Below are 24,888 nucleotides of genomic sequence, written 5' to 3'. Positions count from 1 at the left end.
ATGTCGGTTGCTTATCTTGTTTCATTGTTCATCCTTAATCCCAGGGTATAAACCGGTCACACTGTAAAGTTTTTTTACTTTCCGCCAATAAGCTTCTTATTGTTGATAATCCTGCGGATGTATTAAAATGTGTACCAATTGGCAGGACAAATACGCCTTTGATTTTCCTGAATCGTACATAGACTTTCGTGATCCATATACCCCACTCTCTTCATACAAGTATTGAGGACAAGCGATTGAGACAGACTGAGATAGAAACGCCGCTGCTGACGATTTTCCCGTTCCTCCCGCAGGGTTTGCAATAGAAAAAAACGAAATGAAGTCTTATATTTGTTATTAAATCCAGCTTCTGCATCGTTCTTCCACTTTTTCAGCACGAATACCGTATATTGGTCAACATCCCGGTCAACTTTCGCAGCACAGTTTGGACACAGCCAAATGGCATTTTCAATGGACTGCTTTTCTCTTAGCGTATATTCTTTGTTATATCTTGGTCCGTTTGGAGAAGCTGCCTCAATATGGCAGGCCTGACCGATGCTGTATGCATCACCGCTGTTTTTTTAACCAAATATGTATTCTTTCTGCAATTCGGATTGCTGCAAATGTAGTTGCAGCGCAAAGCAAGTTCCCGCTTCAGCCTTTCAGGAAAATCTGCTTCTCTTTTCATTTAAAAACTTCTTTTCACTAACATTACAGCAAATATAATATGTTCCCCAAAATACTATTTTCCATATTTGAAGATTTCCCCGCAATGGCTTTCCGTATTTGAACTACTTCTTCTTTGCTGACGATTCCGCCTCCATGTGCCGCTTTATTTCTCATGGGACGCAGCGTATCGAGTTCTTCTAGAATTATTAAAACCATATTTTTTTCTATCTGCAGATTCTGAAGATACTTAGACGGTCCTTCCAAGTTTATCGCGTTTTTATAAAAATTCCATAAGGTCCCCATTTCCAGATCAGATTTAAGCGCCTTCTTTCCTGTCATATATATTGCCCTCAAACTGTCTCCGCAGTACGGCTTCAATTTCTTGCTGACGCCGGCAGATGAGTCTTCTTTTACCATCGGCATCAAAATCTTGATTCTGTAGGGACGATACAGCACAAGATTCATGATTGTCTCCAACGCTTTAAAATACTCCAATGCTATACAACTATAATCCATAATATACGACTCGTTTTCCTGATTCACATATTTTTCAAATAGAAATTCCGCAGTAGCCATGGATATCAAAATGGATTTAAACATATTCTCCAGTGAAAGCAGGTTAAAGTCAGATTGTAAATAGGCTTCTAAGCACTGGCTTATATGAAGAAATCCGGCTTTTAAAGTTTGGTCCAGCCTTCGATATATCACCTGATATATTTCATTATCGGCAATTTGATTTTCGATCAATGCCAATACCTGTTTTGTTACTTCAGCCATCAAATCATAGGTATCGGCTACGAGGCCCCAATTCAGCAACTGGGTAATTCTCTCATATTTCAGGTTTAATAAACAATCGACCGTATATTCTGAGTGAAGGTCTTCTGCCAGACACTGTAAAAATTCTTGATGTTTATTTTTTATATATTCCGTTTCCCTCCGATCTAAAGACAACACTTTTAATTCTTCAAACTCCTGAGAAATAATTTCATACCCATAATCATCTTTATAGATATAACTCTGTATTTCATTACATAACTTGGAAACACCAAAAGCAGCTTCATTAAAGGAATAATTGAGAATGTCTTTCAGCCAATACAATCCTTCTAAAATAACAGCCAGCGCATAAAGCTTGTTGTAAACAGCTTCTGCACCAATTCTCTTGGTGTATTTGGCTATAAATTTAATCATATACTCCCTCAGGTCTTGTCTATCATATCCGTTTTCAAGCAAGAATTGAGAAATATCCGCCATGTCATAATCCTTATCATCTAACAATTCCACATAAGCGGCTATCGTATCATTATGAAAAGGATGATGGCATCTCCCATCGTCATAAACGGCATAGTCGTATACATCATATATCCCACGTCGGTTCAGGGACATCCCGTACTTTTCATTCACTTGTTTCACTTCATCCAAATATCCTTTGATATAGGACAAAATCTGCTCTGACAGATCCCTTGGACCCAAACCTTTCCAAATACTGATTTGGATTGCACCGCCTGTAACATAATGTACATTACAGGCCATTACCATAAGAAATGATTTCAGTGTATTCTCATTCTTTGTTATCCTCCAGTTATTTAAATGTATATAGAGACTTTGATTTGAATAAGCGTTTGCACGAATGATTTCTAAATCATTGCTATGATCGCCTTCAATCATTTCAACATTGTCAAGTAGAATGCGGCGGTTATCAATAAGATAAAAGCCTTCCAGAATATGTGAGACTAAATTAACATATTCCGCTGAAAACTCCTTACTTTTTTTGGGAGTCAGTTCATTTGTCAAAAGGGCCTGATATACCCCCTCGGTTTTATAAGAGATATCATGATTCATGTTGTGTAAAGACTCTATTGGAAAATCTATGTACAAAAAATGAGACATAATGTTTTCCATGCAGGTGCATTGCCAAACGCTGTCATTTAAAGCAAAATTCAACGATTCTCCATCCGTATTTCTATGAAGTTTCCACCGTCTATCTGTTCTGCTTTTCCAAATATCTGCAGGCGGAGCCAGCCGTATTAAAAGTTCATAAAAGGGAACAGCCTCAATGATTTTTTGGAAAGACATTTGGGATATCTCAATATTCCGCAGGCATTCGTGCTGATCGTTTATTTGAAGAAAGACACGAATAAGATATAATTCTTCCAGGTCAGCCGACTCAAGATATTTTCGATAATGATTATTTAAAATGTACATAAAACTGCCATATAAGTAATCATAATATGATTCACAGTAATTTTCATACCTCTCTTGGTTTTCCCGATACATGAAAATTGCTTTCTCAAAAAAGCCATCCAACTTCCTGTCCAGTTCACTGCAGAATACTATCATATCTGTTTTATTCAAATATTACGGCCTCCTCTCGAATCATCTAATAACTTTTTAATTATATCATACCGTTCTCGATCTAACAAACAAAAGGACCGTCAGGAAATTCCTCTCCACTCAGGTCCTAAGTTTATAGCATAGAAAAAGAGGCCAATATTTGGATTCTCTCAATTTTGAGTTCCAAAGTTTGGCCTCGTTCATCTGATACGGATAGTGGGACTTGAACCCACATGCCTTTCGGCACAGGAACCTAAATCCTGCGTGTCTGCCAATTCCACCATATCCGTAGGAAAAACTGCCGCACCGGCCCGAAACCGATGCGGTATCATCTTACCATTTCCGTCAAGAAAAGTCAACATAACGGCGGAGTTCTATTCAGCCGATTCCTCCAAATAAGATTCCCAGGACATACACCACGAGCGTCAGTCCCACAAAGAGATATTTGGTCACCGGCTCAAACCAGCGTCCCAGCTTTTTCCTTCTGCCGAGCTGCACATGTTCTCTCGCGTATCCCTTCGGGCATACCCAGAAAAACATCACCGCCGCCAGCAGGGCGCCAAGAGGAATAATATAAATGGACACCACGTCCATCCACCTGCTCACCGCGTCGGCGCTCTCGATGAAAATGCCCACCGCGGCAGCCACAAAGGCCACAATGCCCACCGCCATCTTCCTGGACATCCGGAACTGCTCCTGAAGGGCTTCGATGGGAGTCTCGAACAGATTCACAAGAGAAGTTATGGCCGCGAACAGCACCGCCACAAAAAAGATTACGGAAAATAGCCATCCGAAGGGCATCTTCTGAAACACGGCGGGCAGGGTGATAAACATGAGCGGCGGCCCGGCGGAGACATCCAGCCCGAAGGCAAAGACCGCCGGAATCACCACCATTCCCGCCAGGAGCGCGGCACAGGTATCAAATATTGCCACATTCCTGCCGCAGCTCACCACGTCCGCATCCTTTTTCAGATAACTTCCATAGACTATGGTCCCGGAGCCTGCCAGGGACAGAGAGAAAAAGGCCTGCCCCAGGGCGTAGACCCAAGTCTTCACATCCGCCAGTGATTCCCATCTTGGAATGAACAGATAGCGGTAGCCCTCCGAGGCGCCCTCCAGTGTAAAAACGCGAACCAGAAGAATCACAAAAAATACAAAGAAGGCCGGCATCATTACCTTGTTCATTTTTTCAATCCCCCTGGATACGCCAAACAGCATGATGGCAAAGGTTATGGCAAGCCCCAGCATATGCCAGCCAATACTGCCGAAATTTCCGGCCAGAGCGCCGAAGTACGCTCCCATGTCCCCAACCTTCCCTAAGTTTCCGGCCAAAGCTCCGCACAGATATTTTAAAAACCAGCCTACTACTACCGAATATCCGATGGCAATTCCCAGGGAACCGATTACGGGAATCAAGCCGATCAGCTTTCCTCCCTTTTTCCCCCGCAGCTTCATGGCCTTCTCAAAGGCCCCCGCGGGGCCTGTCCCCATGGAACGGCCGAAAGCCATTTCACCGATCACGCCGGAAAAGCCCAATAACACTACAAAAATAAAATACGGGATCAGAAAAGCCGCTCCGCCGAATTTTCCTGTCCGGTATGGAAACATCCAGATATTTCCCATTCCCACTGCGGAGCCGACACAGGCCACGATAAAACCCATTCTGCTGCGGAACGCGTCTCTCCCGGGAATCTCTTCTCTTTTCTTTTTCATAACTCTACCCCATTTCCGTTCATATTGCCATACCACCTGCCAAATATAGCCGGACTTTTTGAACTATACCTTTGAATACTTTTTAAACAAGCTTCCTTTGTATGATTGAAAGGCAGGAGGAAATCCGCTTCCATCCAGACAGCTCGCTGGCAGCCGTAACCACGATCTTTGCGGCGCTCGCCTTACGATGGAATCAGATCGTTCCTCCTGCTCTTCCTCCCGCACCAAAGCATCTTCTGTTTTCCTCAAAAGCTATTGGGGCGGTCTACCGCGGCCCGCTGCCGTTAGGCGCGCAGGCCGTGTGGATATCCGATCCTTTTCTGGAATCAATGGAACGGAAATCATCCGAAACGGTGCGGCGGGCAGGGCTCCGGCAGAAAGATTTCGGGCCGGCCTAAAGGTGAGCGCCGCAGAGCAAAGGCCGGTGTTCCCCAGACGGAGGGAGGCAGAAACGAAAAATACCGATTCCGTTTCTGAGCGAACCGGAGACGAAAAATCATCCAGATTTTCCGTCGACATGTGAGCGGTACTCCTGGAGCGGGGATAAAGCGGCCCCTGCATCGCCAGCGAGCCGAAATCGTGACGGTCCGGAATTTCTGCCGGTGTCCAACTGGAGCTTAATCGGAGCTTATTATGAATGATTCCAAAAAGTATTTTGTATTTTTAATATCGACGCTAAAATCTTAACAGATAAACGCTTCTTTGACAATCGTTTCTTCTTCTGATCTTATCCGCGCAGACAGCGGAGCGGCATCAAAAACGATGCCGCTCCGCCGCCGGGAAAATACCCCGTATCCCCTGTCCTTCGGGGACTATTCACATTTTACCATATGTTCATAACAATAATGGATGATATCCTTCCGTTTTACGATGCCGATAAAGATATCATTATCGTCCACCACCGGAACGAAATTCTGATTCATGACCTTTTCCATCAGGTCCTCCATCTTCGCATTTACGGACACGGCCGCGGTCTTCTTTTTCCGCCTGATGTTCATAATGCGGACATTCTCTGCCTCGCGTATGTTCAGGTCCCAGTCCTCCTTCACATACCAGAGCAAATCTCCCTCCGTAATAGTGCCTGCGTATCTGCCGTCCCGGCTGACGACCGGCACCTCGGAAAATCGATGGTACTCCATCTTTTCAATGGTCTGCCGAAGAGTATAGTCTTCATACACAAATTCCACATCACTTTTGGGAGTCAGGAAAAACAATATGTTCATGGACATCTCCCTCCCGCCGGCTTTCCGGCAGTTCTCTCGGTATCCATAGTACCATATTCTTCCCTAACTTTCCAGTCTCTCCCTTCGGATTTTAGAAAAGATTAAGAAGTTTCAGGATTTACTCAGCTCTCTTTTTTTCTTCGTCATCAGACCTCCGATACGTCCGGATTCTTTCGCTGAAAGACATCTCCAGCCACCGTCTAACACCTTCTGATAAACGCCGATCTCATCGGCGATTTCCAGCTTTAATTTCTCTTCCGGCGTCAGATTTTCCAAATCGATCGGCTTATCTTTTTTCTTTCCCATAAAAACAATGCTCCTTTCCCCCTGTCCTCCAGGGCTACTTAGAGCATCGCCGTTTTTAAGAAAAATATTCAGGCCTTCCTATACTAATTTTCCGGATTCTGCGGCATGATCACAGCCGCTATAAAATACGCCAGGATACCGGCGCCCGTACAGCCAAAAAGCGCCCAAACCACACGGATGATCGTAGCGTCAACGCCGAAATACTCCCCGATACCGCCGCACACGCCCAGCAGCATCCTGTCCCTTACAGAACGGTATAATCTTTTTGGTTCCATGCTCCATTCCTCCTATAAGCATACTTTGGGCTTCTCACCCATTCTACTTCAAATTTGCTATGAACTCAATCATTTTCAGAAAAAGCGAACTCAATGCTCCCAGCGTCACAGGAAAGCGACATCTTCTTATCCGCGCCATAGGATACATTATCCCGGTTGAATACGCCGCCGCACTCATAGGTTCCCACTGTAACGCTTCCCAGGTTGCAGTCAATACTCAGATTAAAATCTTCATCTCTCCCGTCCAGGAACCCGCTCACGCCGCCGGCCTGACATTCCGCGGAAATCTCCTTCGACACGTCTGCTGCAAAATCCGCAGATCCTGCCTGCACATCGATATCCATCGTCTCGCAGGAAATCCGTTCAATCTCCACCGCGCCGGCCTGCACGTCTATTTCCACATGCTCCAGACGGACCCCCCTTGGAATTGTGATGTGGACTTCACCCAGGGTGGATTTCAGATAGACACCGTCATCGTTGATATAGAATCCGCCAATGGAGGTGCCGTTTTCGTGCTTTTCCGCCTCCTCCAGCGTCCAGGTGCCGTTTTCCACGGTACTTTTGAAATGCTCTCCGGCTGTTGACGCGGTGATCGCAAAGGCATCGCCTTCCTCTACGAAAATGCTGCCCGCTTTCACTTTGAGACAAACGTTCCGGATATCGCCTTCTATGATCTGATTCCTCTCTACCAGCTCCCAGTCATACCGATCATGCGGATGATATCCCCGGAAGCCCATGGCCCAGCTGACGGATATCATGAGAACGCCAACTAGAAAAGAGATCCCGCAGATCCACAGACATACTTTTGTAAAACGCTTCATGCCGCAGCACCCCCTCTCCGCAGTCTCCGCGACAGAAAGTTAAAAAAGTTCCCTATCATATGGATAATGCCGGGCACCGCTTTTCCGCAGAACAGGACGGACAGCCATGTAAAGAACATTCCTATCGACAGCAGCACCAGTCCCGCGCCGCATATCATGATTCCTGCTATCGGATAGATCAAAAGCTTCGCGATTCCTATGCCGATCAGTATCACACTCACTACCAGAAGCACGGCTGCGACCAGGATCACGGCCAGAGCCACTCCGCCGACGCCGCAGACGACCACTGCGGCAGCTCCGAACGCCACGCCGGCTCCTCCGAGCAGAATCGGTGATACCATCAAAAGTCCTAATATCACGAGAATCCACATCAGCACGCTGAAACGGCGCCGGACCGGGCGTCTGTCCTGCCGCTCTTCCCTGTAGGTCTGATGATACGAATCGTCTTCATGTTCCTGGGGACCTTCCCGCCATGTAGCCTCACCCTGATCGGTCTCTTCTTCCATGCGCCGATAAGAGGCGTCCCGATAATCCTCCTGCTGAGAATAAGCGCTTTCTTCCCGGCTGTCATTTTTATCTTCTATTGTGTCTTTTCTGCAGTGCTCCGGCGGCACCACTTCATATTGAGGACTGCGGTAGCGCTCATTCCGATAACCGGCTTCCGTGTACTCCGCATCCTGGTTTTCATATCCGTTGCGCGCTCCCTCCCGGATGATCGCGGCTATCTTTTCCGGCCTGCCAAGCTCTGAGATCACCTGAGCTTCGTTTTCCACCCCGGCATCGTCAAAATAATCCTCATAATATTGAAGGGCTTCTTCCTTTTCCTCATCTGGTACGTCCTGTAAAAGATAAGCCAGCTCCTTCATATATTCTGCCCTGTTCATATTCACACCTCCTGAAGGATCATTGATATTTTGCTGGAATACTGCCGCCATTCCCCTTTGTAGAGATTGAGCTGGGCATCTCCCTTCGATGTCACTTTATAATATCTTCGATTCCTGCCCCCGTATTCCTTGTCGTAGACCTCCAGGCACTCATCCTTTTGAAGCCTCCTGAGCACCGGATACAGCGTTGACTCCGATATGTCAATGGCTTCCCGGACTTCCTGGGTGATCTTATACCCATATGTCCCGTCCTTGTCTCTGGAGACGACTGCCAGCACAATGGCATCCAGGAGAGCGGCACCTGTATTAAATACCATGCGACCAACTCCTTATCTATAATATATAATATTATTTCTTGATTAATACTATATATCATATAATATTGTTTGTCAACAACTAACAATAAATTATATGCCGCATTTTTACAGAAAGACACAATAACGGCCGAAAGGACTGAATCCTTCCGGCCGCACAGATCATATCTGAGAAAAGCTTTTTTCAACCTTCCGGTCTTTGCTTCTGACAGAATAGGACCAGATATTCTTTATCTGATATTCCAGATCCGAATAGGACCATTTCATCCCGCTCCGCTTTGGGCTGTTGGGATCGTGGACCAGGAGCTCGTCTCCTTCCCGTCCATATATAACGATAAAGTGCCCGTTCGCCGTGAAATCCCCCGGCCGCATGCTGCAGATCAGCGGACGCCCGGCATCCAGCTCTCTAAAGACCGCCTCCTTGCTCAATGAAATCGTATTCGACTGGAGTCCCAGCTCCTCCGCGCCGGCTCCCATCAGCTCCCAGCTGGTGCCCACGTTTTCCAGATAAAAGCCGTTACTTTCGCTGTACGCGGCCATTACCTTTGGATTCATAGACGTGTCTCCCGTAAGTCCCACATAAACCATGGAAAGGCAGGTGGGGCCGCATCCGCTGAGAGCCATCAGGTCGTCTCCGTATTTCCAGTATCCCCATCGCTTGTCCCACTGGATAAAAAGAGGAATCTCCCCTTTGACCAATTCTCCTGACAGATCAATGACCGTCTCTTTATTCTTTTCTTCCGGATAAGAATAGACGAAATCCAATGCTTCCGGGGAGCTTTCCATTAAAGACACCAGAGATTCCGGATACTCTTCCGGGTGCTCCAGCACATAGACCCTTTTTTCCTCGTCGCTCATCTCCAAATCCTGTTCGCTCGCCGTAGACATAAACCCGCTCCGTGACATTCCCGACTCTCCGGGCAATGAATCATCCGTCCTTCCCAGTGTCTTGCTCCCGGCAGGCGCCGTCAGCCTTCCCGCGAGGAAAGAACCGGTACAAAGGACAAAAGCTCCGAAGACAAGCCCGATCCGTTTTCTTATCCTTTGATTTCTTCTCATGCGCTTTTTTTCTTCCAGTCTGGAAGTATCAAGGCGGCCTGCCGGTCTCCGGCCCGATACCTTATACGTCCCTGTATCGGCTCTTCTTCCGCTCCCGCCTCTTTCTTTGCCGGAGCTTTTCTTTCCAACTGCGTATCCTTCCCCCGAATTCTGCCATCTGGGAGGCTCTTTTCCCGTGGTCATTTGATTCATGAGCGTCTCCTTTGCTTTTTCATCCAAACTCTTATCTTAGTATACATAAGAATTCTTGTGCAAACATGAATCAAATCTGAAGATTTCCGAAAAAAAAGTAAAGAATTGTCGGATATGGCTCCGGATTCACTTACGGCTGGCGGTATTCAGACAAAAACCTTGCCAGACGGCCGGCAGCGCTCTTAAGCTCTTCGACCCTGGGAAGGTATACCACGCGGAAATGATCCGGCTCCTTCCAGTTGAATCCGCCTCCGTGCACCAAAAGCACCTTTTCAGAACGCAGGAAATCCAGCACGAACTGCTCGTCGTCGTGAATATTGAATTTCTTCACGTCTATTTTGGGGAAAATATAAAACGCCGCCTTGGGCTTCACCGCCGTTATGCCTGGAATATCGTTGAGCGCGTTGTATATGAACTCCCTCTGCTCATAAATCCGTCCTCCCGGCAGCAAAAGCTCATCCACATGTTCCTGCTGATAGCCTCCAAGAGCTGTCTGTACTACCATCTGTGCCGGGACATTGGCGCAGAGTCTCATGGAGGACAGCATGTTCAGCCCCTCGATATATCCTTTGGCTCTTTTCTTATTCCCGCTGAGCGTCATCCAGCCGCTCCGGAATCCCGCGATCCGGTGGGATTTGGAAAGGCCGTTGAATGTCACGCACATCAGATCCGGCGCCAGTGACGCGATCGAGACATGAGACTCACCGTCCATCACAAGGCGGTCATAGATCTCGTCGGCAAACAGGATCAGTTCATGACGCCTGGCGATATCCACGATCCGTTCCAAAAGCTCTTTGGGATACAGCGCGCCGGTGGGATTATTGGGGTTGATGATCACAAGCCCCTTCGTCCGGTCCGTGATCTTCTTTTCCATATCATCCAGATCCGGGTACCAATCCGCTGATTCATCACAGATATAATGCACCGGCCGGCCGCCGGCCAGATTGGCTGCCGCCGTCCAAAGAGGATAGTCCGGAGAGGGTATCAGGATTTCGTCCCCGTCATCCAAAAGCCCCTGCATGGACATGGTGATCAGCTCACTGACACCATTTCCCACATAGATGTCCTCCATGGTCACATTGGGAATCTTCTTTATCCTGCAGTACTGCATAATGGCCTTTCTGGCGCCGAAGACCCCCTTAGAATCGGAATAGCCCTGTGCTTCCCGCAGTCTGGTCTGCATATCATGGATGACCTCATCCGGCGCCTGGAATCCAAAAGGAGCCGGATTTCCGATATTCAGCTTCAAAATATCGATATTCTCGGCGATCATCCGGTTCGCCTCGTCGACCACCGGTCCCCGCACATCGTAACAGACATTGTCAAGCTTCTTTGATTTTTCAAACGTCCTCATAGTCAATCTCTCCTTTTCTATTCTGTTCTTCTCTACTGCGGTATCCTCTCTGGATTATCCGCCGTCTCCTCTTTTTCATCGGGATATTCCAGATATAATTTTCTGGCAAACACAGCCGTTATCACCATGACCGCCAGAATCAGGAATTCTGTTAAAAATACGTTGGCCAGTATCCCCTTCTGGTAAAGTCCCGCGAACATGTCGCTGAAAGCGTGGATTCCGATCGCCGCCGGAAGCAGCCATTTTTTCCCGCACCGGGCGGCGCCGTAAACCAATACCGAAAGGCTCAGATGAAGCCCCATGGCGACCAGTCTTTCCAGAAAGGACAGCAGATAGATCCAGGCCGGCTGCGACGCGATGGATTCCGCGGCGTTTTGCACGGTATCGGCAGACGCGGCGGGAATCGTCGCGATATATGCGTCCAGCCCCATTTTATTGACTGCAAACGCCAGCGTCATGGTGCTCACCAGACTGAGCGCCACCAGAAGAGTCTCGATTCCTCCATGTCCCAGGCCGTACATGAGGGATATCCTCTTCCCTCTTTCATTTCTCAGCAGCTTTTTGAAAGCCACAAAGCGTCCGATCTCCTCAAATATTCCGGCAGCTAGACCGCCGTATATTGCATAAACCCACCCGTTATTCAAGATCATATCTCCCGCTCCGGGCACCCCCAGCACCACCTGATGTAAGATGTTCTCCAGAAAGCGGACAAAAACAAAGAAAGTCAGCGCTCCTACCAACAGCGGATACAGCTTCTGTCCCGTCCTCTTTTTCAAAAATACCACCGCTAGAACAGGCGCCAATACCATCCCCGCCAGTGAGACCGCCATACAGAGAACCGAGCTCTGCGGTATCAGAATTCCTGAATCCATATATATTCCCTCCGTCCGTGTTTTCCACGTCTTTTTATGATCACATGCCGCCCGTCAGAGCGGGATCGCCCGTTCCAGGGAAAAAGAGTACAGATATCTTTCTTTCACCCGTTTTCCTGTGTTTTGTTCCAACGCTTCCTGATAATAATCCACCTGCGTCCGGTACCGTTCCAGGAAACGCCTCACGCCGTCCTCTCCTTCCATCTTATCCACTTTGTCCGTCTTATAGTCCACCAGGACTAGTCCGTCTTCTTCTTCAAACCAGGCGTCGATGATGCCCTGAACGAGCATCCTCTCCTCCGACAGCCCGGCTTCCCCATACTCTGAACAGATTCTGGCCGCCGGCACTCCCATGACGAACTGCTGCTCTTTCCTGAGCGTCCCAAGACGTTCTCCTTCTGCCATCCTTTGTCCCAGGGGAGAATCCAGAAATTTTGTGATTCTCCCCAGATTCAGCCGCTCTCCCGTACCAGAGGGCAGAAGACCTTGTTTTTCCAGAAGCATGACTGCTTCCTCCACACTTTCCCTTTTGGCCTCCGTAGTCATGGGGAGGAGCTCCAGCACCCGGTGGTAGGCGGTGCCCCTGGCCGCTCCCGACAGTTCTTCCTCTTTTTCCAAAAAGGCCGGGCGTTTTCTGTCCGCGTCCTTGTCCTGATCCTCCATAAGGCGGACCGCCTCTTCTTCCCCTTCTGTCATGCCCATCTCTTTCAGCTGGGAAACCGTAAACTTTCTCGGCGCCGATACGGCCGCCAAATACGGATACACATAAGATAGCTGATCCGCTATCTGCCCCGAAAGAACTTTTTCTTCATCCGGAAGTCCGCCCCAATCCGTCAGCCTTTCCCTGAGAAGCCCTCCTGATGCCTGTTTCTCTACCTCGTGGTACACCAGCGCCTCCACACTCTCCACATGCACCACCGCCGGTATTTCTTCTCCGTAGACCGGATGAAATACCGGAGGGGTAATCCCCCGTTCGGATAGAATCTCTCCGTAAACACGGCTCCTCACCAGCGCCATGAGCATCCAGTCGAGATAAGAAGACGCTCTTGAAACTTCCTGATAAGGCAGTTCTCTTCCCTCCTCCAGGCGGAGACTGTTCCATTTCGTGAGCTTCGTCTCCAGATAGCGGTCCGTCCCTGTGATGATCAGCTTCTCTTCCGCCCTTGTGAGCGCCACATACAATACTCGGAGCTCCTCGCCCAGGTTCTCCAGGCGCAGCTGCCTCTGAAAAACCTTCTTCGGAAGGGTGGCTGCCTTCAGCCGTCTTTCCGTATCGATGTAATCCGCCGCGATCCCCAAATCCGGATGGAGCAGTATTTTCCCTCTCGCATCTCCCTGGTTGAACAGCTTGCCCGCGCCGGCCAGGATCACAATGGGATATTCCAGCCCCTTGCTTTTATGGATACTTGTGATACGCACCGTATCCTCCTGCTCCCCGGCCAGGGAAGCTTCGCCGAAATCCACCGAATATTTCTGCAGGTTCTCGATATAACGGACAAATTGAAATACCCCCTGATAACTGGTATTCTCATAGTCGACCGCCCGTTTTATGAGCATCTCTATATTTGCCAGCTTAAGCCGGCCTCCCGGCGAAGCAGCCAGGATATATTCGTACTCGGTCTTTTCCAGAATATAGCGAAGCAGCTGGTGAAGCCTCATATACACAGCTTTTTCCCGGAAGTCACGGATCATATCGTAAAATCTGCGCACCTTTCCGCGAAGCTCCTCCGACACCATGGCATAGCTTCCGCCTTGTTCCTCTGCTCCCTTTTCTTCAAGGCAATGTTTCACGGCTCCATAAAGCCCTCTCGTTTCCTTTGGCACGATATCTGCGCGAAAATCAGCGGTTATCAGCGCCAATTCTTCCGATGTGAAGCCTCCCATGGGAGATTTCATCACCGCGGCCATGGGAATGTCCTGCATGGGATTGTCGATCACCCGCAGCAGATGAAGCACACACTGCACTTCCCTGGCTGTAAAATATCCGGTCCTGGACTGAGCGTAGGCAGGAATTCCGGCTTCCATCAGGCTGTCCACAAAGACCTCCGCCCAGCCGGTGACTGTCCTCAGAAGAATCACAATGTCTCCATATCTGGCTGTCCGGTATCCTTCCGTCTGGCTGTCGTAAATCTTATATCCTGAGACCGGGTCCGTCAGTTCCCGGATCCGTTTGGCGACTGCCTTTGCTTCCAGCTCCTTCGCCTGGTATTCCGCAAGCTTCGCGTCGGCTTCCTTATCCCGGTCCTTCCCGGAATCCAGGAAAATGAACTCCGTACTGCGGTTTTCCCCCGCCTGTTCTCCATCTCCTTCCGGAAATTCACGTCCCGGAACGAGGGCCGCGTCTTCGTCGTATGAAATCCCCCCCAGCTTCTTTTCCATCAGCTGGCTAAAAAAGAAGTTGACAGTTCTTAGTACTTCTTCCCTGCTGCGGAAGTTCCGATGGAGATCTATCTTCTGATGCAGGCTGTCTTCTGCCGTATAGGCTTCATATTTTTCCATAAAAAGCTCCGGTCTCGCCTGCCGGAACTTATAAATACTTTGCTTTACATCACCCACCATGAAGATATTGGGATGCCCGTCCCTTTCCCTGGATACGCTGCGCAGAATCTCTTCCTGGATCCGGTTGCTGTCCTGATATTCGTCGATCATGATCTCATAGAAGCTCTTGCTCATCTCCGCCGCCGCTTCCGTGGGGAGAAATTCCCCGTCCGGGCCTTCCTCCGTCAGGACCTTTAAAGCAAAATGTTCAATATCCCCAAAATCCACCAGATTCTTTTCCCGTTTGGCCGCGGAATAGTCTTGCCCGAACTCTGCTGCAAGATCTACCAGCTCGCAGAGCGGTCCGCTGCATCCTCGGATATCGGAAAGCACCTGTTCCATATCCCCCAGGTAATATTGCTTCGCCATGTCCTGCAGAGCCTTTTTCATCTCATCCCGAAGGGCGGACAAAAACGCTTTCTTCTCATCGTCCACCGCCGGATCCTTTTTAGAAGGCTTACGAACAAACGCCGTTTTTAATCCCGATAAGATCTCTGCCGCTTCCTCATAAGACTGGGCAGACAGCAGGCCCTTGACAATCCGTTCATCTGACCGGAACATCTCCTCATAATAATATGGGCCTCCCGGTTCCAGACAGACCTCTCTCGCCGCCGTAAAACGGGCAGCCAATTCCTCCGCCTCCAGATGGATCTCATCCATGAGACACTCCATCCATCCCGCAGACCGGGCAGCTTCCGCGGAGCCGGCCTCCAGCTGGTCCTTCCACTGTTCCAGCTGTCTGTATGGATTTGGATAAGCAGATGCAAACTGATACAGCTTCTCGATATAATCCGGTATCCCTCCGTCTCCCTTCCCCTCGGCATAGCTTTCCACGAACTGGAAGAATTCCGGAGCCGCTTCCTCATATTTTCTCTCCAGCAGGGCTTTCATGACATCCTCGCGGAGCAGCTTCAATTCTCCTTCATCCCCGATTCGAAAATCCGGGTCCAGGTCCAGGCTGCTGAAATAATTCCGCACTATATAAAGACAGAAGCTGTCGATGGTCATGATCTTGGCATGGGGAAGCAGGTCCTCCTGGCGTTTCAGGTTCCGGTCGTCCGGCTCTTCTTCCAGCCGGCCGGAAAGCCGCTTTGCAATACGTTCCTTCATCTGGCCCGCAGCGGCGTTGGTAAAGGTCACCACCAGCAGCCTGTCTATATCCACAGGATGATCCTCATCGGTGATCATGGACAGGATTCTCTCAACCAGCACCGCCGTCTTTCCGCTGCCCGCCGCAGCCGCAACCAGAATGTTGCGGTCACGCAGCCCGATTATCTGTTTCTGCTCATTTGTCCATTCCACAGCCAACTGTCTCACCTGCCTTTCCCGCCGCTTTCATCCTTCTCAGCCATCTCTTTCCAAATCTCCTCCGGCTTCCGTTCTGCCAGCCGTTTATAGTCATAGCCCGCCGTCTTTTTATCAAAACCGCAGACAGACTGGAAATCACAGTAGTCGCACCCCGTCCTGTCCCGGCGTTTATAAGGCGCCGCGGAAACGTCTCCTCCGGCGATGGCTGTCCCAAACTCCTTCATCCTGCCGCTTACAAAGTTTCTCAAATGAAAGAGCTGTTCCTTCGAAACGGCCGCAGACTTCCCTTTCACCAGGCTCCCGTCCTTCATGACCGCCGGGATCCATTTGGACGCTCCGTTTTCTCCCCCCTCCTGCTGGAGCAGGGAGACGACCTCCTCCTCGCCATTGAAAAGCCCCTTGGGACGCAGTGCTTCCAGAACCGCGGCCTCCGGGCTCGCCCCCGCGGATTCCCGTTCCAGCACCGGATCTTGGATCTGATAGTAAAACATGCCCGCCGGGACGATTTCTTTTCCCGGATGCCTTTCCTGTTCCCGCCTTATCACCGCGTCCAGATAGACGACCAGCTGCAGCTGCAGGCCATGGTATACGGCATTCAGATCAAAATCCGTGCCTCCGGATTTATAGTCCACGATCTTCACATAAACCTTCTCATCATCTTCAAACAGATCGACCCGGTCAATCTTTCCTTTAAGCTGCATACTTCCGCCTTCTGAAAGAGTGATCCTCATGGCCGAATTTTCCCCCGGCGCAAAACTCAGTTCAAAAGCGGCCGGTTCAAATCTACCCGCAGCCAGCTGCTCTCCCAAAGCCCATATCGTCTTTTCCGTGATTTTCTTCATTCGATCGTACAGATAATGATTTCTGGAAGAGCTTTTCAGAATGTCGCTCCCCAGGGAATCGGCTGCCTCTTCCATTGCCGCTTCCACCAGCTCATGCCGTTCTCCGTTGGAAGCAGAGGCGATGGAAATCCCCCTTTCCTCCGCCTTCTTGAAGCACAGCTCAATGGCGCGGTGAAACACGTTGCCCATGTCCAGGGCGGCAAACTCAAATTCCTTCCGCTTCACCAGATTCAGCCCATATGTCAGGAACTGAGCGTACGCGCAGACCGCATACGTCTCCAGCCTGGTCACGCTTCCATATAATGGCTCTCCATAAAGCACCCTGGCCACCGCCCTGGATATCCGGTCCCCTCCATAAGTATAAAAGGCGGCATCCGCCATCCGCTTCAGAAGATGCCGGTTCTCTTCCTCCGCGTACAGACAGTCATACAGAGCGGCCCAAGTCCTCGATGCCTTCCCATTCCGATATTCTTCCATCCCCTCCGCCAGCATTTTCATGGCCAAAGGCGGGGTGAGGATATGGGAGAAATCTCTCTCCGCCTCCGACTCTGTCTCCAGCTCCGGAAACACCCTGCAGAGAAAGGCGATATATGACGAAGGGCTCTTACTTCCGCCCGCTTCATCCGCGGCCGCATAGGAGATATAAAGCTTCCTTGACGGTTTTGTCACCGTGAGATAGAAATAAAATTTATCCATCAAACTGCTCTCACGCCTTGTGGGAGTGAGTTCCACATAAGCCTTCAGCTCCTCCCGGTCAAGCTCCGACAACAGCCCGCCCTGTTTTCCGGGCGACGGCACGTTTCCGTCATTCACTCCGATAAAAAACAACGCCTTGATATCTTTCAGTCTGCTGCGCTCCACGTCTCCCACCAGGACCCTGTCGATGGCCGCGGGAATCACGCCTACCCGTATTTCTCTGCAGCCGGAGTCCAGCACGTCATTATACGTCCTGACAGAGAGGACCTCATCTCCCAGCAGACCGACGATCCGGTCAAACAGCCCCAAGAGCAGCTCATAGGCCTGTTCATATTCTTTTGCAAGGCTGTATTCCCCCGCCTCCTCAAACGCCTCCGTCATCTGCCTCAGAACAGAATCCGCTTCCTGTCCTTCCATCCATAAAAACAGCGCCTCTGTCATCCGGCGGACAGAAGCTCCTTTTTGCTTAAACGCCTCCCGGAGGGTGAGAAGGGGACCGGCCACAGCTTCTCTGGCCCGGTTGAGCGCCTCCAGATTCACATGCTCGCCGCCCCGGTATGTCTTCTCCCATGGACTGCTCCATCGTTTATGCCCGCGGATTCCGAGAGCCAGCACATAATTCTCCATCTCGTACAGGATGTCTTCTTCCACCGGAAGAAACCCACATTTAAGATAACGGAAAACACTTTCATAAGAGAAGTCTTTTTCCACGATCTCCAGGGCCGCCCGCATATATTCCACCAGAGGATTGGTGAGCAGGCTTCTTTTATCATCTAAAAAGCAGGGTATTCCCGCCTCTTTCATGGCCTGCTCTAAAATCGGCCTGTAGCCCGCCATATCCCCGCAGACTACGGCGATATCCCGATAGCGGAGCCCTTTCTCCCTCACCAGGACCGATATCCTCTGCGCCATCGTTCGCGTCTCTTCCAGCGGCGTTTTGGCTCTGGATAAAATAATATCCTCCGGAGCGCCCTTCCATACGCAGCAGGGATAACGGAAAATCTGCTCCGACAGGAACATTAGCTCTTTCGATTCCCGGAATCTTTGAGGCCGTTTTTTTTCCATTAGAACATCCTCGTCCCGTCCGGCACGGAGCTCTTCTGCCATACGGCTGAGGGTCCCGATGGTCTTTCGGCTCAGAGAAAAGAGATCGTGGCTTTTCTTTTCCCCATAGGGATCCGCATCCACATCTATCGTCACAGCCACCATGACCCTCCGCCCCTGGCGGAGAAGGAGAGCCAGCACCTCATACTGCGCAGGAGTAAAGCCTGTAAATCCGTCCAGCGCTATCACACTGTCCCTCACTTTTTTTGAGCGGGGAAGTACCCGGCACAGTGCCGCCAGCAGTTCTTCGGCCGTTATGGTACCCTCTTCCATGGAAGCGCGGAACGCGCCGAACAGCACCTGCAGATCTTCCAGCTTTCTGTGCAGAAGAGGCCTGTTTTCTGTACTCACAGTCAGCCTTTTCAGTTCTTCTTCTCCTATCCGGTACTGACCAAACTCGGACATCACAGACTTTAACTGATCGATAAACCCCGCCCTGTCCAGGTGTCCCCGATAGACTTCCAGCTCCTTCTCCACCCCGGCGCACGCTTTCCGAAGCACCATGCTCTTCCCCATATCGTCCAGCACAGCATGAGGCACACAGGAAAGTTCCTCGAAAACCCGGTAGGCCAGGCGCTCAAAGCTCAAAATGTCTATATTCAGGATGCTGTGCCCCGGATGGATGTCCGCCAGTTCTTTCTGGGTTTCCATCGTAAACTGCTCCGGCACGATGGCAAGGAACCGCCGCTCTGGATGCGCCGACGCCTCTTTCACAAGAGCGTGATTCATATAGTAAGATTTTCCGGTGCCCGCTCCCCCCAAAATAAACTGAAGTGACATATCATCCCTCTTTCCAAAGCCCCAAACGTGTCCCTGACATCCGTCATGACAGATCGTTGAACTCTCCGATCATCCGCTTGATCTCCTGCATCTTCCTGTCCGTATCCGAAATGGTGTCGGCACATTCCAACAGCCTCCCGCTGATCTCTTCGTGTCCTTCCACGTCCTCGATATCCTTTTTATACCGAAGCTGGTGCTCCAGGCTGGCCCAGAAATCCATGGCAATGGTCCGTATCTGGATCTCAACCTTCATCGGCGTCTTTCCCCTGGAAAAGAATACCGGAATCTCCACGATCATGTGATAGCTTCTGTAGCCGTTCGCTTTCGGTTCCTTAATATAGTCCTTTACCTGGAGGACTGTGATGTCGTCCTGGTTCGCCAGGAGGGCGGCGACCATATAAATATCGTCTATGAACGCGCAGACCACCCTCACGCCCGCCACGTCATGAAGTCCTTTCAGGATATTCTCTGGAGTCAGTTCCAGACCGTACTTCTTAAGCTTCCGGAAAATACTGATCGGCTTCTTCACTCTGGTCTGAATGGAAGAAATCGGATTTCTCTTATACCGGACAGAAAATTCATCGTCCAGCACCTCCAGCTTCGTCTGCACTTCCCGGATCGCGCATTTGTACATCATCATCAAATTGGCAAACTCCTTGCTGTCCCGGAAGAATTTCTCAGGAGCGGATCCCTTCGGAAACTCATCCTCACCCCATTCCCGTTCTTCCCATTTGAGCTCTATATTGACCGATTCCTGTATTTTTTCCTGTTCTTTCAAAATATGTTCCTTTCCAAATCCCTTATCTGTGTTCCTCTGTATTGTTTCGCTGAGTGATACCTATTATACCATTTCCCTCTTTTCGGTACAACTGTCATATTCCAGTCCGCTTCCTCATATCCTGTACAAAGGAAATCGAGGAGCCGTCTATGAGTTCCAAAACAAAAATAGTTGTATTACGCACGAAAGAGCTGATCTACACGGGTATTTTCGTTGCCCTGGGCATCCTTCTCATCATTCTTCTGGTCTGTATGTTCGCACCGAAAAATAAGACAACGGAAACGAACGCCACCGTTTCTCAATATACTCCCGGCGTCTATACCTCATCTTTGTCGCTGAACAACCAGGCCATTGATGTGGAGGTAGTGGTGGACTCTGATCAGATTAAATCCGTCCGTTTCGTGAACCTGGAGGATTCCGTAGCCACCATGTATCCTCTGATGGCTCCGGCCATGGAGAACCTGGCAGAACAGGTAGTGGCAAACCAGGGAGTGACCGGCCTTTCCTATGACCAGAGTTCTCAGTACACCTCTATGGCGCTCACAGAGGCCATAAGCTCCGCTCTGCAGAAAGCCGTACCGAAAAAATAATTTTCCGGCAGTACATAAGCTTTCCTACGAAATGAAACGGCGGCAGGAGTCCCCTCCTGCCGCCGTTTGTATTGTCAGCCCGCTGCCCTCAGCAGCTCCGCCGTCATTTCACCACATTCTTGATCGTACCGATGCCCTCAATGGTGCAGGCGATCTCATCTCCCGCCTTTAAGAATTTGGGCGGGTCAAATCCCATTCCCACTCCTGCCGGCGTCCCCGTCGCAATGATCGTACCCGCTTTTAAAGTGATCCCCTGAGACAGCTCGTGGATGATATGGGGGATATCAAAAATCAAAAGCTCCGTATTGCTGTCCTGGCGAAGTTCTCCGTTGACCCTGGACTGGATGCCCAGTTTCGGAGGAAACGAGATCTCATCCGCCGTGACGATCCAGGGCCCCATAGGTGTGAAGCCATCCAGGCCTTTTCCGAAATACCACTGCTTATGCCGCGTCTGGATTTCCCTGGCGCTGACATCATTGATGACTGTGTAGCCCAATATATATCCGGCCGCGTCTTTTTCCTCTACCTTTTTTGCATCCTTTCCTATGACAAAAGCCAGCTCCGCTTCATAGTCCAGGCGTTCCACGATATCCAAATGACCTTCTATCTCTCCATAAGGCTTCACGGCTTCCCCAATCCGCTTGGAAAAGTACACGGCAAAGGGCCGTTCTCCGCCAAAGGCTTCTTTCTTATAACGGGCCGACTCTTCTGCATGGGCCATATAATTGATTCCCAGACAGATCATATCCTGCTTCGGGACCGGGATCGGCGCCAAAAGCTCCACCTGTTCAAACGGTATCTCCGCCTCTGTACCGGCCTCCGCCGCTTTCTGAAGGCCGCAAAGCCCTTCGCCGGACAGAGCGTCAATGAGCTCGTTCATTGTATCATAAGCAAATCCGAGGTCTTTCACCGGATATACATAATTCCCACAGGGGGATATCACTCCCACCGCTTCCTTTTCTTCATATCGGTATGTCACCAGCTTCATATCTCAGCCCTCCCTGTATTCTAATAAATATGTTCTCTCAATTTCTTATTCTGTCCGGAAATCCAATCTTCCTCTGCACCTTGCGAAGCGTCTTATTCGCATAATAAGCGGCTTTTTCGGCATTTTCCTTAATGATCCCGTCTATATACGCTTTATCGGCCGTCAGTCTGGCCTGTTCCTCCTGAAGGGGAACAAGGATTGCCGCAACGGCTTCTCCCACGGCAGGCTTAAATTCTCCATATCCCTTTCCGTCAAATTCCTTCATCGTCTCATCCGGCGTCTTTCCCGTACATGCACAGTAAATGTCGATCAGGTTCTTCAACCCCGGCTGATCGTCGGTATAACGGATGATGCCCACAGAATCCGTGACGGCCCTCTTGCATTTCCTCATAATGGTGTCTTTATCGTCCATCAGATAGATGCTTCCATTTGGATTTTCATCGGACTTGGACATCTTCTTGGAGGGTTCCTGGAGGCTCATGATCTTTGCCCCTACCTTGCCGATATACGCTTCCGGCAGAGTAAATACATCCCCATAGGTGCTGTTGAACCTCTGGGCAATGTCCCTCGTGATCTCCAGATGCTGCATCTGGTCGATACCCACAGGCACCAGATCCGCCTGGTACAGAAGAATATCTGCCGCCATCAGAACGGGATACGTAAAAAGCCCGGCATTGATATTGTCCGCGTGCTTCGCGGCCTTATCCTTGAATTGGGTCATGCGGTTGAGTTCGCCCATATAGGTAAAGCAGTTGAGAATCCAGGCCAGCTCCGCGTGGGCGGAAACATGGGACTGATAATAAATACAGTTTTTGACCGGATCAAGTCCCGCCGCGATATACAGGGTCAGGAGCGTCCTGGCCCGCTTCCTCAAAACGGCCGGGTCCTGGCGGACCGTTATGGAATGCATATCCACCACGCTGTAAAAGCAGTTATATTCATCACTGATGGTCACCCAGTTTTTCAGGGCCCCCAGATAATTTCCCAGTGTAAGGTTCCCCGTAGCCTGCATGCCGCTGAACAGGGTCTTCTTTCCGTCTAGCATCTGTTTCTTCCTCCTTGTGCAGATAATCTCGTTCATCCCCGGCTGAATCACTCTTAGATCCGGGCATTCTAGGTTTTAGTGTAACACCCGCTCCGGCCCCTGTCAACAGACGGTTTTCTCTTGCTCTTCTGCCTCTGTTCCGTTATACTGGTGACATTGATATGCAAAAGGAAAAGGAGACAATTATGGAGAAAATCGCCAGCTTCACCGTAAATCATCTGGCCCTGCTGCCGGGCCTTTATGTATCCAGAAAAGACCATGTGGGAGGAGAAGTCGTCACTACCTTCGATATCCGGATGACCCGGCCCAATCATGAACCGGTCATGAACACCGCCGAGCTGCACACCATCGAACATCTGGGAGCCACATTCCTGCGGAACCATCCTGTATACGGAAGCAAGACGGTCTATTTCGGCCCCATGGGCTGCCGTACCGGCTGCTATCTCCTGCTCGCGGGAGATTATGAGTCCAGAGACATCGTACCTCTGATGACGGAAATGTTCACCTTCATCCGAGATTTCAGCAGTGAAGTCCCCGGCGCCAGAGCCAGAGACTGCGGCAACTATATGGACATGAACCTGCCGATGGCCAACTATCTGGCCAACCGGTACCTGAAAGAGGTCCTCACAAATATCGGAGAAGAACGGCTCAACTATCCAGAATGACCGCTCCTATGTATGGTGCGGCAGAAAGGAGAAAAAAACCATTGACTCTCACGCATGGTGATAGTGTACAGTATAGAGCAAGGAGGTGATCGGATATGATGACAGTAAAACAAGTATCTTCACTCACCGGTATCAGTGTACGGACCCTCCAGTTCTACGACGAGATCGGCCTGTTCAGGCCGACGGAGGTGACCGCCGCGGGATACCGCTTATATGACGACGCCGCACTGGAGACTCTGCAGCAGATACTGTTTTTTAAGGAACTGGATTTCACTTTAAAGGAAATCAAGGCGATCATGGAGAATCCGCAGTTTGACAAAACCGCGGCATTTAAAAAGCAGAGAGAACTGATTCTCATAAAGCGAGACCGGCTGAACGCTCTGTTAAAGTTATTGGATAAGCTTGCGAAAGGAGAACGATGTATGGAATTTAAAGATTTTGACATGAACGATTATTTCCGCGCTCTGAATGAGTTCAAAATGACCCATGCGGATGAGATCACGGAACGTCTGGGAAGCATGGAAGCTTTCGACAAGATGATCTCTGGATTAAAAGGAAATGAAGAAGAAACAGCAGATATGGCGGTAAAAGAGTATGGCAGCCTGGAAAATTTCACAAACGCCATGAAAAAAAATTTCCTGGAATATTTGTCCCACGGCCCTTCTGTTTCCCAACCGGAGGTTCCCGGTCTCATTGAAAAAACAGAAGAGCTCACCAAAAAGCTCACGGCTGACTTAGGCAGGGACACCGCCTCCCCCGAGGTCCAGAAAGCTGTCCGGGAATTGATCTCTTTTACCGATGACTGCAACGGAACCATGGACATGGGAGAAAACCATTGGTCCTTCATGGCTGAGCTATATCTGACGAGCCCCGCTTTCATCGAAACCACCGACAAAAAATACGGAATCGGCGCGTCAGAATTCATCGGGCGCGCAATACAGGCTTATCTGGAAAAAGCAAACCTTTAATCGGACAGAATAAGCGGCCCGCGCACATAATGCAGCGGGCCGCATTATTCACACTGAGGATATTCCCCGGCTCACTTTGCCCCATATTCCGCCATAATAATGGAGGCTATCTCTTCCGGCGATTCTTCACAGTCATTCTGCAGCCACTTCTTGATTATGGCATTCAGCCCGTTTCGGAAAAATTCCATATGATATTCAATATATTGATTGTCATAATAGGATGCGGCCTGATGTACGTCATATTCCGTAATTTCAAATTTCCCGTCCAGCCCCAGCTTGAAATACGTTTTGTAGAACATCTGATTTTCCTTGATATGGCGAAAAAGCTTCAGAAAATCATTGCTGTTATACTTTTGTTCCCGCTCTTCCTTATACAAGCCGAAAACCTCTTCTTCCAGCTTTCTCTGCACGGCATCCGCCAGGTCATAGACATCCAGATAGTTCGCATAGAAAGTAGTCCTGTTCACACCGGCCGATTTACAGATATCCGTAACAGAAATTTTATTCAGATCCAGGTACTGGAGCTGTTGTATAAAGGCCGCCTCGATTCTTTTCTGAGAATCTCTCCTGCGTTTATTATTCGGCGTATTCATG

Annotated in this window: 21 protein-coding genes and 1 tRNA gene; 4 read left to right on the top strand and 18 right to left on the bottom strand. The window is 49.8% G+C overall.

Annotated elements, in window-relative coordinates; all coding sequences use genetic code 11:
* Positions 1 to 690 precede the first annotated feature (690 nt).
* The 3 genes from H9Q78_RS12365 to H9Q78_RS12355 all read right to left on the bottom strand — a co-directional run bounded on the left by H9Q78_RS12365 (position 691) and on the right by H9Q78_RS12355 (position 4,692).
* A complete protein-coding gene (locus tag H9Q78_RS12365) occupies positions 691 to 3,000 on the bottom strand; it encodes a hypothetical protein (protein ID WP_249302030.1) in 2,310 nt (769 codons plus the stop codon).
* A gap of 187 nt (positions 3,001 to 3,187) precedes the next feature.
* Positions 3,188 to 3,269, bottom strand: a tRNA-Leu gene (locus tag H9Q78_RS12360).
* Positions 3,270 to 3,357: 88 nt separating this feature from the next.
* Positions 3,358 to 4,692 carry a sodium-dependent transporter gene (locus tag H9Q78_RS12355; RefSeq protein ID WP_249302029.1) on the bottom strand — a complete coding sequence of 445 codons (1,335 nt, stop codon included), beginning with the start codon at positions 4,690 to 4,692 and terminating at the stop codon, positions 3,358 to 3,360.
* A gap of 301 nt (positions 4,693 to 4,993) precedes the next feature.
* On the opposite strand from H9Q78_RS12355, the gene H9Q78_RS12350 reads away from it, so the two are divergent.
* Positions 4,994 to 5,215: a hypothetical protein gene (locus H9Q78_RS12350; RefSeq protein WP_249302027.1), complete on the top strand. Its 222-nt coding sequence runs from the start codon at positions 4,994 to 4,996 to the stop codon at positions 5,213 to 5,215.
* 289 nt (positions 5,216 to 5,504) lie between these two features.
* On the opposite strand, the gene H9Q78_RS12345 is transcribed toward H9Q78_RS12350, so the two are convergent.
* The 12 genes from H9Q78_RS12345 to H9Q78_RS12290 all read right to left on the bottom strand — a co-directional run bounded on the left by H9Q78_RS12345 (position 5,505) and on the right by H9Q78_RS12290 (position 20,002).
* Positions 5,505 to 5,915 (bottom strand): CBS domain-containing protein, encoded by a 411-nt coding sequence (locus H9Q78_RS12345; protein ID WP_147597401.1) that lies wholly within the window; start codon positions 5,913 to 5,915, stop codon positions 5,505 to 5,507.
* Positions 5,916 to 6,026: 111 nt separating this feature from the next.
* Entirely contained in the window at positions 6,027 to 6,221 is a 195-nt protein-coding gene (locus H9Q78_RS12340; protein WP_147597402.1) for a small, acid-soluble spore protein, alpha/beta type, read from the bottom strand.
* An 83-nt stretch (positions 6,222 to 6,304) separates the two neighbouring features.
* Positions 6,305 to 6,496 carry a PspC domain-containing protein gene (locus H9Q78_RS12335; protein ID WP_147597403.1) on the bottom strand — a complete coding sequence of 64 codons (192 nt, stop codon included), beginning with the start codon at positions 6,494 to 6,496 and terminating at the stop codon, positions 6,305 to 6,307.
* Between the two features lie 65 nt (positions 6,497 to 6,561).
* Positions 6,562 to 7,317: a DUF4097 family beta strand repeat-containing protein gene (locus tag H9Q78_RS12330; RefSeq protein ID WP_249302025.1), complete on the bottom strand. Its 756-nt coding sequence runs from the start codon at positions 7,315 to 7,317 to the stop codon at positions 6,562 to 6,564.
* Entirely contained in the window at positions 7,314 to 8,201 is an 888-nt protein-coding gene (locus tag H9Q78_RS12325) for a DUF1700 domain-containing protein (RefSeq protein ID WP_249302023.1), read from the bottom strand. The genes H9Q78_RS12330 and H9Q78_RS12325 overlap by 4 nt, the downstream gene beginning before the upstream one ends.
* Positions 8,202 to 8,203: 2 nt before the next feature.
* Positions 8,204 to 8,518, bottom strand: a complete 315-nt coding sequence (locus H9Q78_RS12320; RefSeq protein ID WP_249302021.1) for a PadR family transcriptional regulator — start codon at positions 8,516 to 8,518, stop codon at positions 8,204 to 8,206.
* A gap of 159 nt (positions 8,519 to 8,677) precedes the next feature.
* Positions 8,678 to 9,766, bottom strand: a complete 1,089-nt coding sequence (locus H9Q78_RS12315; RefSeq protein ID WP_249302019.1) for a C39 family peptidase — start codon at positions 9,764 to 9,766, stop codon at positions 8,678 to 8,680.
* A gap of 130 nt (positions 9,767 to 9,896) precedes the next feature.
* A complete protein-coding gene (locus H9Q78_RS12310) occupies positions 9,897 to 11,120 on the bottom strand; it encodes a pyridoxal phosphate-dependent aminotransferase (protein WP_249302018.1) in 1,224 nt (407 codons plus the stop codon).
* Positions 11,121 to 11,152: 32 nt separating this feature from the next.
* Positions 11,153 to 11,992, bottom strand: a complete 840-nt coding sequence (locus H9Q78_RS12305) for a YhfC family intramembrane metalloprotease (protein WP_249302017.1) — start codon at positions 11,990 to 11,992, stop codon at positions 11,153 to 11,155.
* Positions 11,993 to 12,046: 54 nt separating this feature from the next.
* The gene (gene addA, locus H9Q78_RS12300; protein ID WP_249302016.1) at positions 12,047 to 15,832 is read right to left on the bottom strand and encodes a helicase-exonuclease AddAB subunit AddA; all 3,786 of its coding nucleotides are present in this window, start codon (positions 15,830 to 15,832) and stop codon (positions 12,047 to 12,049) included.
* An 11-nt stretch (positions 15,833 to 15,843) separates the two neighbouring features.
* Entirely contained in the window at positions 15,844 to 19,260 is a 3,417-nt protein-coding gene (locus H9Q78_RS12295; protein ID WP_249302015.1) for a PD-(D/E)XK nuclease family protein, read from the bottom strand.
* 43 nt (positions 19,261 to 19,303) lie between these two features.
* Positions 19,304 to 20,002 (bottom strand): GTP pyrophosphokinase, encoded by a 699-nt coding sequence (locus H9Q78_RS12290; protein WP_249304826.1) that lies wholly within the window; start codon positions 20,000 to 20,002, stop codon positions 19,304 to 19,306.
* A 185-nt stretch (positions 20,003 to 20,187) separates the two neighbouring features.
* On the opposite strand from H9Q78_RS12290, the gene H9Q78_RS12285 reads away from it, so the two are divergent.
* Positions 20,188 to 20,628 (top strand): FMN-binding protein, encoded by a 441-nt coding sequence (locus H9Q78_RS12285; RefSeq protein ID WP_147597412.1) that lies wholly within the window; start codon positions 20,188 to 20,190, stop codon positions 20,626 to 20,628.
* A 103-nt stretch (positions 20,629 to 20,731) separates the two neighbouring features.
* Here the strand turns inward: H9Q78_RS12285 and H9Q78_RS12280 are convergent, their stop codons facing one another.
* Positions 20,732 to 21,616 carry a fumarylacetoacetate hydrolase family protein gene (locus H9Q78_RS12280; RefSeq protein ID WP_249302014.1) on the bottom strand — a complete coding sequence of 295 codons (885 nt, stop codon included), beginning with the start codon at positions 21,614 to 21,616 and terminating at the stop codon, positions 20,732 to 20,734.
* A gap of 37 nt (positions 21,617 to 21,653) precedes the next feature.
* Complete coding sequence (gene trpS, locus H9Q78_RS12275) at positions 21,654 to 22,661, bottom strand: tryptophan--tRNA ligase (RefSeq protein WP_249302013.1); 1,008 nt, start codon at positions 22,659 to 22,661, stop codon at positions 21,654 to 21,656.
* Positions 22,662 to 22,846: 185 nt separating this feature from the next.
* Here trpS and H9Q78_RS12270 point away from each other — a divergent pair, with 185 nt between their 5' ends.
* Together H9Q78_RS12270 and H9Q78_RS12265 are read left to right on the top strand one after the other, a co-directional pair.
* A complete protein-coding gene (locus H9Q78_RS12270; protein ID WP_249302012.1) occupies positions 22,847 to 23,326 on the top strand; it encodes an S-ribosylhomocysteine lyase in 480 nt (159 codons plus the stop codon).
* Positions 23,327 to 23,421: 95 nt separating this feature from the next.
* Positions 23,422 to 24,294 carry a MerR family transcriptional regulator gene (locus H9Q78_RS12265; RefSeq protein WP_249302011.1) on the top strand — a complete coding sequence of 291 codons (873 nt, stop codon included), beginning with the start codon at positions 23,422 to 23,424 and terminating at the stop codon, positions 24,292 to 24,294.
* Positions 24,295 to 24,365: 71 nt separating this feature from the next.
* Here the strand turns inward: H9Q78_RS12265 and H9Q78_RS12260 are convergent, their stop codons facing one another.
* Positions 24,366 to 24,887, bottom strand: a complete 522-nt coding sequence (locus H9Q78_RS12260) for a TetR/AcrR family transcriptional regulator (protein WP_249302010.1) — start codon at positions 24,885 to 24,887, stop codon at positions 24,366 to 24,368.
* Between the last annotated feature and the right edge of the window lies 1 nt (position 24,888).

The sequence above is a fragment of the Qiania dongpingensis genome (assembly GCF_014337195.1).
GTDB lineage: Bacteria > Bacillota > Clostridia > Lachnospirales > Lachnospiraceae > Lientehia > Lientehia dongpingensis.
Note: the sequence above shows the minus strand (reverse complement) of the source record. Positions and strands in the feature narration are given on the sequence as shown.

What these genes read in the sequence shown, in the direction of transcription:
- H9Q78_RS12345 (WP_147597401.1), bottom strand. Translation starts at nt 5,915, where the DNA reads ATGAACATATTGTTTTTCCTGACTCCCAAAAGTGATGTGGAATTTGTG.
- H9Q78_RS12260 (WP_249302010.1), bottom strand. Translation starts at nt 24,887, where the DNA reads ATGAATACGCCGAATAATAAACGCAGGAGAGATTCTCAGAAAAGAATC.
- H9Q78_RS12335 (WP_147597403.1), bottom strand. Translation starts at nt 6,496, where the DNA reads ATGGAACCAAAAAGATTATACCGTTCTGTAAGGGACAGGATGCTGCTG.
- H9Q78_RS12340 (WP_147597402.1), bottom strand. Translation starts at nt 6,221, where the DNA reads ATGGGAAAGAAAAAAGATAAGCCGATCGATTTGGAAAATCTGACGCCG.
- H9Q78_RS12355 (WP_249302029.1), bottom strand. Translation starts at nt 4,692, where the DNA reads ATGAAAAAGAAAAGAGAAGAGATTCCCGGGAGAGACGCGTTCCGCAGC.
- H9Q78_RS12295 (WP_249302015.1), bottom strand. Translation starts at nt 19,260, where the DNA reads ATGTCACTTCAGTTTATTTTGGGGGGAGCGGGCACCGGAAAATCTTAC.
- H9Q78_RS12280 (WP_249302014.1), bottom strand. Translation starts at nt 21,616, where the DNA reads ATGAAGCTGGTGACATACCGATATGAAGAAAAGGAAGCGGTGGGAGTG.
- H9Q78_RS12320 (WP_249302021.1), bottom strand. Translation starts at nt 8,518, where the DNA reads ATGGTATTTAATACAGGTGCCGCTCTCCTGGATGCCATTGTGCTGGCA.
- H9Q78_RS12310 (WP_249302018.1), bottom strand. Translation starts at nt 11,120, where the DNA reads ATGAGGACGTTTGAAAAATCAAAGAAGCTTGACAATGTCTGTTACGAT.
- H9Q78_RS12325 (WP_249302023.1), bottom strand. Translation starts at nt 8,201, where the DNA reads ATGAACAGGGCAGAATATATGAAGGAGCTGGCTTATCTTTTACAGGAC.
- H9Q78_RS12315 (WP_249302019.1), bottom strand. Translation starts at nt 9,766, where the DNA reads ATGAATCAAATGACCACGGGAAAAGAGCCTCCCAGATGGCAGAATTCG.
- H9Q78_RS12270 (WP_249302012.1), top strand. Translation starts at nt 22,847, where the DNA reads ATGGAGAAAATCGCCAGCTTCACCGTAAATCATCTGGCCCTGCTGCCG.
- trpS (WP_249302013.1), bottom strand. Translation starts at nt 22,661, where the DNA reads ATGCTAGACGGAAAGAAGACCCTGTTCAGCGGCATGCAGGCTACGGGG.
- H9Q78_RS12285 (WP_147597412.1), top strand. Translation starts at nt 20,188, where the DNA reads ATGAGTTCCAAAACAAAAATAGTTGTATTACGCACGAAAGAGCTGATC.
- H9Q78_RS12265 (WP_249302011.1), top strand. Translation starts at nt 23,422, where the DNA reads ATGATGACAGTAAAACAAGTATCTTCACTCACCGGTATCAGTGTACGG.
- H9Q78_RS12305 (WP_249302017.1), bottom strand. Translation starts at nt 11,992, where the DNA reads ATGGATTCAGGAATTCTGATACCGCAGAGCTCGGTTCTCTGTATGGCG.
- H9Q78_RS12330 (WP_249302025.1), bottom strand. Translation starts at nt 7,317, where the DNA reads ATGAAGCGTTTTACAAAAGTATGTCTGTGGATCTGCGGGATCTCTTTT.